The sequence below is a fragment of the Pseudonocardia sp. ICBG1293 genome (assembly GCF_020131355.1).
In the GTDB taxonomy this organism is placed as follows: domain Bacteria; phylum Actinomycetota; class Actinomycetes; order Mycobacteriales; family Pseudonocardiaceae; genus Pseudonocardia.
In genome coordinates this window covers 405,765-422,071 of record NZ_JAHLEL010000047.1, presented here as the reverse complement: position 1 = coordinate 422,071, position 16,307 = coordinate 405,765, and the positions used below count along the sequence as shown (strand labels likewise).

Below are 16,307 nucleotides of genomic sequence, written 5' to 3'. Positions count from 1 at the left end.
CATCCGTCCCGCCCGGGACACCGGAGGCCACACCATGACCAGTCTCGACGAGCGCAAGCGCGCCCTGATCGCCCGGCGCCTGGCCGAGGCAGGCCTGCGCCGCAGCGACCCCGCCGCCGCGCCGCGCCGTGCCGGTCGGACCGAGTTCCCGCTGTCGTTCGCGCAGCGGCGGATGTGGCTGCACCACCAGATCGTGCCGGACAGCACCGCGTTCAACCTGTGCATCGAGCTCACCCTCGACGGGGACCTGGACGAGACGGCCCTGCGCGCGGCGTTCGACGCGCTGGTGGCCCGGCACGAGGTGTTGCGCACGACCTACCACGCGGGCGACGACGGCGACCCGTTCCAGCGGGTGCACGACACGCCCGGCCACGTCTGGGAGGTCCTCGACGCGCCGGGGCCGACCCCGCCGAGCGTCGTGCATGGGTCCGCGAGCTGGCCCGCGACCGGGCGTCGCGGCCCTACGACCTCGCGACCGACTCCGCGCTGCGGGTGGCCGTGGTCCGGGAGGGCCCGGCGCGCACGACGGTGCTGCTGCAGGTCCACCACATCGCGTGGGACGGCCTCACCTTCGCGGTGATCTCCCGTGACCTGGAGCGCGCCTACCGGCAGGCCCGGGACGGGGCGGTGACCACGACCCCGCCGCCGCGTCAGGTCGCGGACTTCGCCGACGCCGAACAGCGGGCGTGGGCCGGCGGCGACCAGGGCGCCGGGGCCGACGCGGCGTTCTGGCGGGAGCAGCTCGTCGAGCCGGTGCCCGCGCTGTTCGACCGGCTGCCCGCCGAGGACCCGGCGGCGGGCGTCGAGGCGGGGGGACGGGTGGACCGTCGCTTCTCCCCGGCCGCCGCCCTGGCCGTACGGGAGCTCTCCGCGCAGCTGGACACGACGCCGTACACGGTGGTGCTCGCCTGCTACGGCGCCGTGCTGAGCCGGTTCGCCGGCACCGGCGACGTCGCCGTCGGCACCGCCGTGGTCAACCGCGAGGACAGCGGGGTGACCGAGCTCGTCGGCAACTTCGGCAACCTCGTGGTGCTGCGCTCGGCCGTGCGGCCCGACGACACCGTCCGTTCGCTCATCGGCCGCGTCGCGTCCGTGGCGGCGGACGGGTTCGCCCACCAGGGCTTCCCCTACGACCGACTCGTCGAGCTGCTGAACCCGTCGGCGTCCGGGCAGGCCCGCTCGCTGTTCGAGGCCCAGCTGCTGTTCCTCACCCAGAAGCTGCACGGCCCGCAGCTGCCCGGCACCACCACGAGCTGGCTGCGCACCGACAACGGCACCGCTCAGCACCCGCTGGCGCTGGAGGTGTTCCTCACCGAGGACGGCTTCGACGTCGAGGCCACCTACGCCGCGGCACACCTGACCGCGGACGCGGTGTCGACCCTGCTGGCCGACCTGGAGGCGCTGCTCGAGGACGCCGGTGACGACCCGGACCGCCGGCTCGCCGACGTCTTCGGCACCCGGCCGGTGCACCGGTCGGTCACCGGTACCGACGGCGATCCCCGCTGGATCCCGGCGGACGCGCTCGGCCCGGGAGCCGCCGACCGCGCCGACGAGGTGGCCCTGGTCGGTGCGCCCGCCCCCGGCCGCGCGCCGGTCGAGGTCACCGTCGCCGAGCTCGACGACACCGCCGACCGCGTCGCCGCCGCGCTGCGTGCGCGCGGGATCGGGCCGGAGGACCGGGTCGCCGTGCTGCTGCCCCGCACCACCGGTCTGGCCGCCGCGGTACTCGGAGTGCTGCGCGCCGGCGCGGTCCTCGTACCGGTGGACCCCGGCTACCCGGCCGCCCGGATCCGGCACGTGCTCACCGACTCCGCGCCCGCCCTGGTGATCACCGACGGTGCCGTCACCGCACCCGCCACCGCGGCCGGTACGGCCACGGCGACCGTCGCGGAGCTGTCGACGGGCCCGGCCCCGGACCGGCCGTTCGACCGGCCGCGTCCCGAGCAGGCCGCCTACCTCGTGTACACCTCCGGCTCGACCGGTGTGCCGAAGGGCGTGCTCGGCACGCACCGTGGCCTGGCCCGCCGGCTGGACTGGGCGGACCGGGCCTGGCCGGTGGAGCCCGGTGACGTCCGGGTCGCCAAGAGCTCGATCGCCTTCATCGACGGGGTCACCGAGCTGCTCGCCGCGCTGGCGGGTGGGGCCCGGGTGCTCGTCGCCGACGACGCCACCGCGACCGGGCCGGAGGCACTGGCCCGGCTGCTGCGCACCGAGCCGGTCGCACAGGTCACCGCCGTCCCGTCGCTGGTGTCGGCGCTCGCCGAGACCCCCGGCCCGGTCGCGGTGCGCCGCTGGATCTGCTCCGGCGAGCCGCTGACCGCCACCGCCGTCGCCGCTGCGCGCGCGTGGGCGCCCGGCTCGGTCGTCGTGAACTCCTACGGCTCCTCCGAGGTCGCCGGGGACGTGCTCGCCGGCGAGGTCGGCGCCGACGAGCGCGTCACCGCCGGCCGCGTGGTGCCCGGCAGCACGGTCGTGCTGCTCGACCGGTTCCTGGCCCCGGTGCCCGACGGCGTCGTCGGCGAGCTCTACGTCGGCGGTGAGCAGGTGGCCCGTGGCTACGCCGGCCGCGCGGGCGAGACCGCCGCCCGGTTCGTCGCCGACCCCGCGGTGCCCGGCGCCCGGCTCTACCGCACCGGTGACCTCGCCCGTCGTCTGCCCGACGGCCGGTTCGAGCTGCTCGGCCGCGCCGACGACCAGGTCACCGTGCGCGGCGTGCGGGTCGAACCCGGCGAGGTGGAGGCCGCCCTGGTCGCGCAGCCAGGCGTGCGCTCGGCCGTGGTCGTCGCCCGCACGGTCGGCGACGCGGTGTCCCTGGTCGCCTACGTCGTCCCCGCCGACGACGCCGCCGAGCCGGTGGGGGAGGACCTGCGCGCGGCCGTCGCGCAGCGGCTGCCGTCGCAGTTCGTGCCGGCCACGGTCGTCGTGCTCCCGGAGCTGCCGCGCACCCCCGGCGGCAAGATCGACAAGCGGGCGCTGCCGGTGCCCGACCGCGTCCACGCCGGCTCGCGGCCACCCGCCGACGACCGCGAGCGCGCGCTGTGCGCCGTGTTCGAAGAGCTGCTCGACCGCACCGGCATCGGCGTCGACGACGACTTCTTCGCCCTCGGCGGGCACTCGCTGTCCGCGCTGCGGCTGGCCAACCGGGTGCAGGCACGCCTCGGCGCCCCGGTCACGGTGCCCGACGTCTTCGCCCGCCCGACCGTCGCCGGTCTCGCCGCGCTGGTCGCGGACCGGGACCCCGCCGGGACCGGGGACCCGGACGCGGCCGTCGGCCCGGTCCGCCGCCCGGACACCGCACCCGCGGTCCTCGTACCCGCGCAGCATCCGATGTGGACGCTGTACCGGATGCAGGGCCCCGGCGCGGCCTACAACGTCCCGCGCGAGTGGACCGTCGACGGCCCGTTCGACGCCGGGGCGTTCCGCGCGGCGCTGCACGACGTCGTCGCCCGGCACGAGGCGCTGCGCACCACCTACGGCGAGACCACCGACGGCACGGTCACGGTGCACGTTCATCCGGCAGGCGAGCTGCCGGTGCACGTCGGGACGGGTGCCGGCGACGAGGCGGGCGCCGATGCGACGCTCGCCGCGCTCGTCGGCCACCGTTTCGACCTGGAGCGCGAGGCCCCGGTCCGGGCCGAGGTCGTCCGCACTGCCGCCGACCGCCACCGCATCGGGCTCGTGTGTCACCACATCGCCGTCGACGAGTGGTCGATGCGGATCCTGCTCGCCGACCTCGGCACCGCGTACGCCGCCCGCCGCGCCGGGAGCACCCCCGTCCTGCCCGCACCGCCGCTGCGCTTCGGCGACGTCGCCGCCTGGCAGACCGGGCTCGTCGGGACCCCGCAGGAGCCGACCGACCGGGCCCGGCGCCAGCTGGAGTTCTGGGCCGACCGGCTGACCGGCGCGCCGCCGGTCACCACGCTCCCCGCCGACCGTCCCCGGCCCGAGGCACCCGGTGGCGGCGGCGCCGAGGTCCGCACGGAGTTCGGCCCCGAGCTGGCCGCGGCCCTCGGCGCCGCCGCCCAGCGGCACGGGACCAGCATGTTCATGCTGCTGCACGGCGCGCTGGCCGTGCTGCTCGAGGCGCACGCCGACGCCGACCGCGACCCCGGTGACGAGGCCGGTCACGCGGTCGTCGTCGGCACCCCGGTCTCGGCGCGACGGCACGCGGGCGCCGAGGACGTCGTCGGGTTCGCGCTGACCACCCTCGCGCTGCGGCTGGACCTGCACGGCGACCCGACCCTGGCCGAGGTCCTGGACCGGGCCCGCACCGCGGACCTGGCCGCGATGGACCACGCCGACGTCCCCTTCGACCGGGTCGTCGACCGGGTCGCGCCCGAGCGGGGCGCGGCCTCGCCGCTGTTCCAGGTGGAGCTGCTCTACCTGCGCACCGACCCCGACCGCAGCGAGCTCGACCTCGACGGCGCCGTCACCACGGCCCGGCGCACCGGCACCGGCTCGGCGAAGTTCGACGCGACCTTCGCCTTCCACGAGTCCGTCTCCGACACCGGCGACCCCCGGCTGGGCGTGATCGTCGAGTACGCCACCGAGCTGTACGACGCCGCGACGGTCGAGGCGGTCCTGGCGCGGCTGGAGCGGCTGCTGGGCCTGGTCGCGTCGGCTCCCGGGACCCGGCTCTCGCAGCTGCGGCTCGACCCGCCCGCCCCGGCACCCGTCCCGGCGCCGACCGGCGCCGACGGGCTCCCGGCCACCCTCGCCGCCCTGTTCACCGCCACGGTCTCCCACCGCCCCGACGCACCCGCACTGGTCGCGGGGGAGGAGCGGCTGAGCTGGGGCGGGCTCGCCGACCGCGCCGGGCGGCTGGCCGCCGTGCTCGTCGCGGACGGGGTCCGCCCGGGCGACCGGGTCGCCGTCGGCGTCCCCCGCGGCGCCGACATGGTGGTCGCGGTGCTCGCCGTCGCCCTGGCCGGGGCCACCGCGGTGCCGCTGGACGTCGAGTCCCCGGCGAGCCGCCTCGCGCTCATCGTCGGTGACGCCCGGCCGCACTGCCTGCTGGCCGTCGCCACGACCCCGCAGGGCGTGACCGGTCTCGGCCCCCGCGTGGTCGCGGTCGACGCGCTCCCGGCGGACGTCGCACCGCTGCGCGAGCCCGTCGCCGTCCCCGCCGCGCAGCCGGCGTACATCGTCTACACCTCCGGGTCCACCGGGCGTCCCAAGGGCGTCGAGGTCCCGCACCGTGCGGTGCTGTCGCTGCTGGCGGCGACCGTGGCACCCGACGGCACCATGGCCGTCACCGGCGACGACGTGTTCTCCCTGGTCCACTCGATCGCCTTCGACGTGTCGGTGTTCGAGCTGTGGGGCGCGGTCGCGACCGGCGCGACGGTCGTCGTCGTCGACGGCGACACCGCCCGCGACCCGGAGCGCCTCTGGGCTCTGATCGCGGCCGAGCGGGTCAGCGTGCTCAGCCAGACGCCTTCGGCGTTCGGACCCCTGGCCCTCGCCGAGCCCGCCGGCGGCGGGGCGGCCGGGACCCTGCGCTACGTGGTGTTCGCCGGGGAGGCACTGGAGCCCCGGCTGCTGCGGGACTGGTGCGCCCGGCACGCCCCCGGCGCCCCGGTGCTGGCCAACCTCTACGGCATCACCGAGACCACGGTGCACACCACCTACCGCGAGATCGGCCCCGCCGACCTCGACCGGCCGGTCAGCCCGGTCGGTGGCCCGCTGGCCGGGCTGCAGGTGCGGCTGCTCGACCGGCGGCTGCGACCGGTCCCGGCCGGTGTCGTCGGCGAGATCCACGTCGCCGGCGCCCAGCTGGCCCAGGGCTACGCCGACCGTCCCGACCTGACCGCCGTCCGGTTCGTGGCCGACCCCGACGGCCCACCCGGCACCCGGCTCTACCGCTCCGGCGACCTCGCCCGGTTCGACCGGGCCGGGGAGCTGGAGTTCGCCGGCCGCGCCGACGAGCAGGTCAAGATCCGCGGCTACCGGGTCGAGCTGGGCGAGGTCGACGCCGGCCTGCTCGCCCTGCCCGGGATCGCGCAGGCGGTCACCCGGGTGCACACCGGCGCCGACGCCGCCGACCGGCGACTCGTCGGCTACGTCGTGCCGGCCCCCGGCGCCGCGGCCGACCCCGCCGCGCTGCGCACCGCCCTGGGCGCCCTGCTGCCCGCCTACATGGTCCCGGCCGCGATCGTCGTCCTGGACCGGATGCCGCTGACCATCAACGGCAAGCTCGACCGCCGTGCGCTGCCCGAGCCCGACTTCGGCGGCGGCCCCGCCGCCGCGGACCGTGAGCCCGCCGACGACGTCGAGCGCACCCTGTGCGCGGCGTTCGCCCGCGTCCTCGGGGCCGGCCGGGTCGGCCCGGACGACGACTTCTTCGCCCTCGGCGGCGACAGCATCCTCGCCACCCGGGTCGTGCGGACCGTGCGCGAGGCCGGACTCGACGTCCGCACCTCGCACGTGTTCGCCCACCGGACCCCGGCCGGGATGGCCCGTGTCGCGGGCACGGCGCCACGGACGCCCGACGCCGACACCCGCCCGCTGCGCGACCTGCTCGGGCTCGGCCCGGCCGACGTCACGGCGCTCGGCGAGCGGGTCGGGGGCAGCGCCACCGACGTCTGGCCGCTGTCGCCGCTGCAGGAGGGGCTGTACTTCCAGTCCGTCTACGACACCTCCGACGCCTCCGGGCCCACGGCGGGCAGCGACGTCTACATCCTGCAGACCGTGTTCACCCTGGACCGGGTCCTGGACCGGGAGCGGCTGGAGGCAGCGCTCGCCCGCCTGGTCGCGGCCACGCCGCTGCTGCGGGTCGGGTTCACCACCGACGACCGGGGCCGGCCGGTCCAGGTGGTCCGCGACCACCTGCCCGACCTGCCCGTGACGGAGCGGACCGCCGCGTCCGTGGACGCGGCCCGTGCGCTGGCCGTGACCGAGCGGGCGCAGCCGATCCCGCTCGACGCCCCGCCGCTGTTCCGCCTGCTCCTCGTGCACCTGCCCGACGGCCGGGACCGGCTGGTGCTGACCAACCACTTCCAGCTGTTCGACGGCGCCTCGGCCATGCGCGTGGTGGACCGCCTGCTCACCCTGCACGACGGCGGCGAGCCGCCGGCGGCGCCCGGCTACGACACGTACCTGCGCTGGACCGCCGACCAGGACGAGAAGACCTCGCGCGAGGTGTGGGCGCGCGCCTACGCCGACCTCACCGCCCCCACCCTGGTCGCGGGGGAGGAGCAGTGGTCGTTCACCGAGCCGTCGGCGCGGATCGGGACCCGCCTCGGGGCCCCGCTGTCCGACCGGGTCCGCGCCGTCGCCGCCGGGCACGGGGTCACCGTCAACACCGTCCTGATCGCCGCGCTCGGCGTCGTGCTCGGGTACGCCACCGGGGACGACGACGTCGTGCTCGGCACCCCGATGGCCGTCGCACCGGACGAGATCGCCGGGGTGGAGCACGCCGTCGGACTCTTCCTCAACACCGTCCCGGTCCGGGTCCGGATCGCCCCCACCGACACCGGCGCCGACGTGCTGCGCCGCCTCGCCGGCGAGCGCGCCGACCTCGTCGCACACGAGTACCTCGGGCTCGGACAGATCCAGCAGGCCACCGGCCGGCCGCAGCTGTTCGACACCCTGTTCACGCTGCGCAACGCCTGGGACGCCTTCGCCGAGGCCGCGCAGCGGCACGGGATGGCCGACGTCGAGACCCTCGACGACTCGCACTTCCCGCTGTCGTTCGCGGTGAACCCGTTCGACGACATGGAGCTGACCGTCGACCACCGGCCGGAGGCGGTCGACACCGACACCGCGCGGTCGCTGATGGACCGCTTCGTCGCCGTGCTCGACGCCCTCACCGCCGCCCCGGACGCCCCGCTCGCCGCGGTCGACCTCGGCGTCGCCGTGGACACCGGCGCGACCGCCACCCCGGTCCCGGACGCCACGATCGCGGAGCTGCTCGCCGAGCGCGCGGCGACCTGCCCGGAGCGCACCGCCCTGGTGGCGGGGGAGTCCCGGCTGACCTTCGCCGAGCTGGACGCGCAGGTCACCCGCACCGCGCGGGTCCTGCGGTCCCGTGGCGCCGGACCCGAGACCGTCGTGGTGCTGGGTCTGCCGCGGTCGACGGCCAACGTCGTGGCGTTGTTCGCGGTGCTGCGTGCCGGGGCGGCGTACGTGCCGCTGGAGCTGGACCACCCCGACGAGCGGCTCGCGGAGATCCTCGCCGCGTCGGGCGCCGCACTGCTGGTCACCGACTCGGCCGTGGCCGCGCGGTTCGACGGTGGGGTGGAGCAGGTGCGTCTGGACGAGCCAGGGCTGTTCGACGGTGTCCCGGACACCCCGCTGACCGGCGAGGAGCTGGGGTCGTTCGCGCCCGGCACGCCGGGCCGGTTGGACCATCCCGCGTACGTGATCTTCACGTCGGGGTCGACGGGGAAGCCCAAGGGTGTGGTGACCCCGTTCCGTGGGCTCACGAACATGCAGGTCAACCACCGTCGGGAGATCTTCGCGCCGACGATCGAGGCCGCGGGTGGGCGGGTGTTGCGGATCGCGCACACGGTGTCGTTCGCGTTCGACATGTCCTGGGAGGAGCTCCTGTGGCTGGTCGAGGGTCACGAGGTGCACGTGTGTGACGAGCAGCTGCGTCGGGATGCGGAGCGGTTGGTGGCCTACTGCGCGGAGCATGCGGTCGACGTCGTGAACGTGACCCCGACCTACGCCCACCACCTCTTCGCCGCAGGCCTGCTCGACGGGGACCACGTGCCCCCGCTGGTGCTGCTCGGCGGGGAGGCCGTCCCCGAATCGGTGTGGACCCGGCTGCGCGACACCGACGGCACCTGGGGCTACAACCTCTACGGCCCGACCGAGTACACGATCAACACCCTCGGCGCCGGTACCACCGACAGCGCCACCTCCACGGTCGGCACCGCCATCACCAACACCACGGCCCACGTCCTCGACGGCTGGCTGCGTCCGGTCCCCGACGGCGTGATCGGCGAGCTCTACATCGCCGGAGCAGGGCTCGCCCGCGGCTACCTCGACCGCCCCGCCCTCACCGCGGAGCGGTTCGTGGCCGACCCGTGGACCCCGGGCGCCCGGATGTACCGCACCGGTGATCTGGTGCGGCGCCGCGGCGACGGGAACCTGGACTTCCTGGGGCGCAGCGACGACCAGCTCAAGATCCGCGGCTACCGGGTCGAACCGGCCGAGATCGAGACCGCCCTGAGCGCCGCCGACGGCGTGTCCCAGGCCGCCGTCGTCGCCCGCCCGCACCCGGAGGTCCCCGGCCAGCGGCAGCTCGCGGCCTACCTCGTGGGCGACCCCGACCCGTCGACCGTGCGCGACGCGGTGGCCCGCGTGCTGCCCGACTACATGGTCCCGACTCTCTGGGCCGTGGTCGACGCGCTGCCGCTGACCGTCAACGGCAAGCTCGACGTCGCCGCCCTGCCCGAGCCCGCGGCCCTGCGCCGCAGCGGCGGCCGCGCACCGCGCACCCCACTGGAGGAGACCCTCTGCTCGATCGTCGCCGAGGTCGTCGGCGTCGACGGGGTCGGACCCGACGACGACTTCTTCGACCTCGGCGGGGACAGCATCTCCGCCCTCGCCCTGGCCAACCGGGCCCGCAAGGCCGGGATCCGGATCCGCCCCCGGCACGTGTTCGAGGCCCGCACCGTCACCCGGCTCGCCCCCTTCGGCAGCCGGACCGCCACGGCGCGCCCTGCCCTGCAGCCCGTGCACCACGACGGACCCGAGCGGGAGATCTCGGCCGGGCAACGGCAGATGCTCGCGCTGTCGCGGGTCGGCGGGCCCGGTGCGGTCTACAACGTGCCGGGCGTCCTGCGCCTGCACGGGCCGCTCGACACCGACGCGCTGCGTGCCGCCTGGCTCGACGTGCTCGGCCGGCACGAGGTGCTGCGCACCGTCTACCCCGACGGCGCGACCACGGCCCGGGTGCTCGACCTCGATGCCGTCGGCCCGGTCCTCACCACCGAGCGGATCGACGCGACGCACCTCGACGGCCGGATCGAGACCGCGGTCCGCACCCCGTTCGACCTCGCCCGTGAGGCACCGAACCGGGTCACCCTGTTCGAGCTGGGCCCCGACGAGCACGTCCTGGTCGCGGTGCTGCACCACATCGCCGTGGACGAGTGGTCCTGGCGCCCCCTCATCGACGACCTCCAGACCGCCTACCGGGCACGGCTGCGCTCCGGGCCGGACGCGCCGTCATCGCTGCCCGCGCCGGCCGTCCGCTACGCCGACTTCGCCGCCTGGCAGCGCGAGTGCCTCGCCGACGGGTCGGACACCTCTGCCGCTGCGCAGCTGGACTTCTGGCGGACCACGCTGACCGGCGCCCCGGTCGAGACCACGCTGCCGATCGACCGACAGCGTCCCGCCGCCCCCACCGGCGCGGGCGACGCCGTACCGGTCGAGGTCGGCCCGGAGCTCACCGCCGAGCTCCACCGGCTCGCCCGCTCGCACGACGTCACCGTGTTCATGCTGCTGCACGCCGCGCTCGCCGTGCTGCTGTCCCGGCACACCGGGTCGCCCGACGTCGTGGTCGGCACCCCGATCTCGACCCGCTTCGGCCCGGCACTCGACGACGCGGTGGGCTACTTCCTCAACACCCTCGCACTGCGGACCGACGTGGCCCCCGACCACACGGTGGCCGAGCTGCTGCGCGCGGTCCGGGGCACCGATCTCGACGCCTACGACCGGGCCGACGTGCCCTTCTCCGACGTCGTGTCGGCCCTGGCCCCGGACCGGGCGCCCGGACGCAGCCCCCTGTTCCAGGTCATGGTGGTGTGCCTGGGCGGCGACGCGAACGCCCTGACCCCCCGCCTCGACGGCGTGGACGCGAGTGCCGACGTGGTCCGCACGGGGACGGCGAAGTTCGACGCGTCGTTCAACTTCACCGACACCCCCGACCTGCTGTCCGGCGTCATCGAGTACTCCACGGACCTGTTCGACCGGTCCACGATGGAGCGCGTCGCCGACCGGATGGTCGCGGTGCTGCGTGCCTTCGCCGGCGACCCGGCCCGTCCGGTCGGGTCGATCGACGTCCTCGCACCGGGCGACCACGCCGCCGCCGTCGCGCGTGCGGCCTCGGCGGTCGTCGACGTCCCGGACGTCACGATCGCGGAGCTGCTCGCCGAGCGGGCGGCGACCTGCCCGGAGCGCACCGCACTGGTCTCCGGCGACGAGCGCGTCACCTTCGCCGCGTTCGACGCCCGCGTGACCCGGCTGGCCCGCGTCCTGCGTTCGCGCGGGGCCGGCCCGGAGACGGTCGTGGTGCTGGGTCTGCCGCGGTCGACGGCCAACGTCGTGGCGTTGTTCGCGGTGCTGCGTGCCGGGGCGGCGTACGTGCCGCTGGAGCTGGACCACCCCGACGAGCGGCTCGCGGAGATCCTCGCCGCGTCGGGCGCCGCACTGCTGGTCACCGACTCGGCCGTGGCCGCGCGGTTCGACGGTGGGGTGGAGCAGGTGCGTCTGGACGAGCCAGGGCTGTTCGACGGTGTCCCGGACACCCCGCTGACCGGCGAGGAGCTGGGGTCGTTCGCGCCCGGCACGCCGGGCCGGTTGGACCATCCCGCGTACGTGATCTTCACGTCGGGGTCGACGGGGAAGCCCAAGGGTGTGGTGACCCCGTTCCGTGGGCTCACGAACATGCAGGTCAACCACCGTCGGGAGATCTTCGCGCCGACGATCGAGGCCGCGGGTGGGCGGGTGTTGCGGATCGCGCACACGGTGTCGTTCGCGTTCGACATGTCCTGGGAGGAGCTCCTGTGGCTGGTCGAGGGTCACGAGGTGCACGTGTGTGACGAGCAGCTGCGTCGGGATGCGGAGCGGTTGGTGGCCTACTGCGCGGAGCATGCGGTCGACGTCGTGAACGTGACCCCGACCTACGCCCACCACCTGTTCGCGGCCGGGTTCCTCGACGGGGCCCACGTCCCGCCGCTGGTGCTGCTCGGTGGGGAGGCGGTGCCGGAGTCGGTGTGGTCGCGGCTGCGTGACACCGACGGGACCTGGGGCTACAACCTGTACGGGCCCACCGAGTACACGATCAACACCCTCGGGGCGGGCACCGCCGACAGCGCCACGTCGACGGTGGGCACGGCGATCACCAACACCGTCGCGCACGTCCTCGACGGGTGGCTGCGCCCGGTGCCCGACGGCGTCGTCGGGGAGCTCTACATCGCCGGGACCGGGCTGGCCCGCGGCTACCTGGACCGGCCGGGGGCGACCGCGGAGCGGTTCGTCGCCGACCCGTGGACGCCGGGGGAGCGCATGTATCGCACCGGTGATCTGGTGCGGCGCCGCGGCGACGGGAACCTGGACTTCCTGGGGCGCAGCGACGACCAGCTCAAGATCCGCGGCTACCGGGTCGAACCGGCCGAGATCGAGACCGCCCTGAGCGCCGCCGACGGCGTGTCCCAGGCCGCCGTCGTCACCCACACGACCGGGCAGACGAAGCGGCTCGCGGCCTACCTGGTGGGCGAGCCCGACATGGAGACGGTCCGCGACGCGGTGGGCCGGGTGCTGCCCGACTACATGGTCCCGACTCTCTGGGCCGTGGTCGACGCGCTGCCGCTGACCGTCAACGGCAAGCTCGACACCGGCGCACTGCCCGAGCCCGCTCCGGTCGCCCGTCGCGCCTCCCGCGCCCCCCGCACCCCGCTCGAGGAACGGCTGTGCGCGATCGTCGCCGCCGTCCTCGGGCTCGACACGGTCGGCATCGACGACGACTTCTTCGGCCTCGGCGGGGACAGCCTCGGAGCCATCGACATCGCCACCACCGCCCGGCGCGAGGGTATCGAGCTGCGCGTGCGGGACCTGCTCGTCGCCGGGACGGTCGCCGCGGTCGCGGCGGCACTCGACGACAGCGACCTCCGCGACGGCGACCGCGGCGGCACAGTCGGTACAGCCGGCACGGGCGGTACCGGGCCGTCGGAGGGCACCGCGACCCCCGAGACCGGCACCGCGCCGCTCACCCCGGTCCTGTCCTGGCTCGGGTCCCTGGGCGGCCCGGTCGCCGGCCGGGCGCAGGCGGTGCTCGTCACCACCCCCGCCGGGTTCGGCGCGGACGACCTCACCGCGCTGGCCGACGCCCTGGTCACCCGGCACCCGGTCCTGCACTCGGCCCTGGAGACCGACTCCGACGGACGCTGGACGGGCCTGCGGATCCTCCCGCGCGGCGACGCCGACCCGGCCGCGCTGGTCCGGCGGGTCCCCGTCGACCCGGCCGACGGCGACGACGCGCTCACCCGCGCCGTCACCGCCGCGACCCGCACCGCCCGCGCCGAGCTCGACGCCGGGCCCGGCGGGATGCTGCGCCTGCTCTGGTTCGACCGCGGCACCGCGCCGGGCAGGCTCGCGGTCCTCGCGCACCACCTCGCGGTGGACGGGACGTCGTGGCGGGTGCTCGCCGAGGACATCGCGACCCACGGCACCGGGGCCGAACCGGCACCCGAGGCCACCGGCTTCGCCGCGTACGCCGCGCGGCTGCGGGCGCACGGCGCGGGCCACGAGGTCGGCGCCGAGGCCGGGTTCTGGCAGGAGGTCCTCGACACGGCCGCCCCGCTGCCCGTGCGGCGCCCGCGCGACGGGGGCGACACCCGCGCGACCGTCCGGGAGACCACCGTGTCCTGCCCCGGCGACGTCGTCACGGCGCTCGCGCGGCGCCACGGGGCGGGGGCCGAGGCGGTGCTGCTCGCCGCGCTCGGCGAGGCGCTCACCGTCACCGGACCCGACGGGCCCGTGCTGGTCGACCTCGAGCACCACGGCCGCGCCGAGGAGCTCGGTACCGACGTCAACCTGGTCCGCACGGTCGGCTGCCTCACCGTGCTCGCCCCGGTCGCCGCCTCGGGCACCCCCGGACCGGAGGTGCCCGACGCGGCCGCGGCGCTCACCCGGGCCCGCGACGCCGTCGCGGCGCCGCCCGGGCGCGGTCTGGGCTGGGGCCTGCTGCGGTACCCGGCCGACGGCACGCCGCGGGTCACCGGGCCGGGAGCGGAGGTCGCGCTGAACTGGCTCGGTCGCACCACCCGGCCCGCCGGAACCGCAGGCGGCGGCTGGGAGCTCGCCCCGGAGCAGGACGCGGTGCGGGTCGGGCCCGCGCCCGGCGTGCGTGTCGGGCACTCGCTCGTCGTCGACGCGCTGGTGCGCGACACCGCCGAGGGTCCCGTCCTGGAGACGACCTTCGGCCACCCCACCGGTGTCCTCGACGCCCGCACGGTCGACCGGGTCGCGGCGCGCTGGGTCGAGGTCCTCACGACGTGGGCGGGGGACCGCTGATGGCGTCCCTGCTCGTCGACGTCAGCCCGCTGCGCGAGGACCGGACCTTCCGCAACCTGTTCGTCGCCCGGACCATCCTGCTGTTCGGGGTCGGGATCGTCGCGGTCACCGTGCCGCTGGAGGTCTACGCCCGCACCGGTTCCACCCCCGTCGTCGGGATGGTCACCGCGATCGAGTCGGTCGCCTTCGTCGTCGGCTACCTCGGCGGCGGGGTCCTCGCCGACCGGGTGGACCGCTGGCTGCTGGTGCGGGTCACCTGGCTGATCAGCGGGACGACGTTCGCCGGTCTCGCGGTGAACGCCGCCTGGATCGGCTCGACCCCGCTGACCGCCGCGCTGGTCGCCGCGAACGGGCTGTCCGGCGCCACCTGCATCACCGCCATGCTCGCCGTGACCCCGTCCATCGTGGACCGCGCGAAGCTGCACGCGGTCGGTGCGCTGAACACCGTGTCGCTGCGGCTCGGGGCGGTCGTCGCACCGGCCGTCGGGGGCATCGTGTTCGCCGTCGCCTCTGCCGCCTGGAACTACACCGCGGGCGCGCTGGCCGCCGCGGCGACCTGGGTGCTGCTGATGGTCGCGCCACCGCCCGGCCGGGGACGGACCGCCGCGGCCGACCCGCCGCCGCCCACCGGGTCCGCACCCGGTGCCCCGGGGCCGCCCGGCACCGCCGCCGGCCCCGGGACCGACGCCACCGGCGACCGGTCGGTCGCCGACGGGCCGCCGGACCCGGCCGAGAGCCCGCTCGCCGCGCTGCGGTCCGGCGCGCGGTTCGCCGTCCGGGAGCCGGTGGTGTTCGGCGTGATGGTGGCCGGACTGGTCGGGATGGTCGGGGGCGGGTCGTTCGTGCTGGTCCCGGCCTTCGTCGAGGCCCGCTTCGGGGGCTCGTCCACCGTCGTCGGTCTCATGTACTCGGCGCTCGCCGCCGGGGTCGTGCTCGGCTCGCTGGGCAGCGGCTGGGTCCGGCGCAGCCCGCGGCCCGGCCGTCTGCTGCTGGTGCTGATGGTCGCCTGCTACGCCTGCTACGCGCTGGCGGGAGCGGCACCGACCGTCGCGCTGGTGCTCGCCGCGCTGGTCGCCGCGGGCGCCACGAACGCGATCGAGGAGGTGCTGCGGTACACGCTGCTGCAGCTCCGCACCCCCGACGCCCTGCTGGGCCGGGTGAACAGCCTGTTCGCCGCCCAGGCCATGACCGGCGCCGCGATCGGCGCCGTCGTCGCCGGGTTCGTCGGCGGCGTCGTCGGCGACGGCGACGCGCTCTGGGCCTACAACACCGTCACCGGTCTGGTCGCCGCGGCGACCGGGCTGCTGCTCGGACCGCTGCGCCGGGTCACCCGCGCATCCATCGAGGAGGAACGATGATCTTCGTCGGAGACGGCGCCCTGCTGTGGCGCGCCGTCCGGCACGCCCGGGCCGACGGCCACCCCGTCGACCTCGTCTGCCACGGGCCCCGCACCACCCCGCCGCCCGGGTTCGCCCCGGACGCGGCCCGCGCGGTCCACAGCGGGCACGACCTGGAGGAGCTCGCCGGGGAACTGGCCGCACGCTGCACCGACGGTCTGCTCTGGTCGATCGACAACCCGTTCCTGTTCCGGGAGAAGGTGCTGGCCTCGGGGCTGCGGCTGCTCAACGTGCACGGGGGGCCGCTGCCGTCCTACCGCGGGCTGCCGCCGGTGACGGCGGCCTACGCCGTGCTGCACGGCGAGACCACCTTCGCCGCGACCCTGCACGAGGTCGACGCCGGCATCGACACCGGCCCGGTGCTCGCCGAGGCGCGGTTCCCGGTCGACCCCGACGCCGTCCTGGAGGACGTGCTGTCGGACCTGGTCGAGGCCGCGCACCGGGCCTTCACCGAGAACCTCGCCGCGGTCGTCGACGGGACCGCCGGACCGGCCCGCACGGCCGAGGGCGATCCCGGCTACTACGGCCTCGCCGAGGGGCTCGAGCTCGCCGGGATGCGCGACCACCCCCGCTACGACCAGGCCACCGACCTGGGGATGTTCGCGGACTACTACCCCGACGCCGCCGCGGCTTGGGGCTGACCCGGCGCCGCCGCCACCCACCACGTCC

General features: G+C 76.2%; 4 protein-coding genes. All 4 read left to right on the top strand.

Features of this window, described 5'->3' with window-relative positions:
* The first annotated feature begins 34 nt into the window (after positions 1-34).
* From KPF47_RS39150 to KPF47_RS25130, 4 genes are read left to right on the top strand one after another with little or no spacing between them, the layout of a single operon-like run.
* Complete coding sequence (locus KPF47_RS39150) at positions 35-580, top strand: condensation domain-containing protein (protein WP_255660375.1); 546 nt, start codon at positions 35-37, stop codon at positions 578-580.
* Entirely contained in the window at positions 487-14,241 is a 13,755-nt protein-coding gene (locus tag KPF47_RS41110; protein ID WP_374108896.1) for an amino acid adenylation domain-containing protein, read from the top strand. Before KPF47_RS39150 ends, KPF47_RS41110 begins: the two co-directional genes overlap by 94 nt.
* The gene (locus KPF47_RS25135; protein WP_224391249.1) at positions 14,241-15,599 is read left to right on the top strand and encodes an MFS transporter; all 1,359 of its coding nucleotides are present in this window, start codon (positions 14,241-14,243) and stop codon (positions 15,597-15,599) included. Before KPF47_RS41110 ends, KPF47_RS25135 begins: the two co-directional genes overlap by 1 nt.
* A complete protein-coding gene (locus tag KPF47_RS25130) occupies positions 15,596-16,279 on the top strand; it encodes a formyltransferase family protein (RefSeq protein ID WP_224391247.1) in 684 nt (227 codons plus the stop codon). Before KPF47_RS25135 ends, KPF47_RS25130 begins: the two co-directional genes overlap by 4 nt.
* Positions 16,280-16,307 lie beyond the last annotated feature (28 nt).

What these genes read in the sequence shown, in the direction of transcription:
- KPF47_RS25130 (WP_224391247.1), top strand. Translation starts at nt 15,596, where the DNA reads ATGATCTTCGTCGGAGACGGCGCCCTGCTGTGGCGCGCCGTCCGGCAC.
- KPF47_RS25135 (WP_224391249.1), top strand. Translation starts at nt 14,241, where the DNA reads ATGGCGTCCCTGCTCGTCGACGTCAGCCCGCTGCGCGAGGACCGGACC.
- KPF47_RS39150 (WP_255660375.1), top strand. Translation starts at nt 35, where the DNA reads ATGACCAGTCTCGACGAGCGCAAGCGCGCCCTGATCGCCCGGCGCCTG.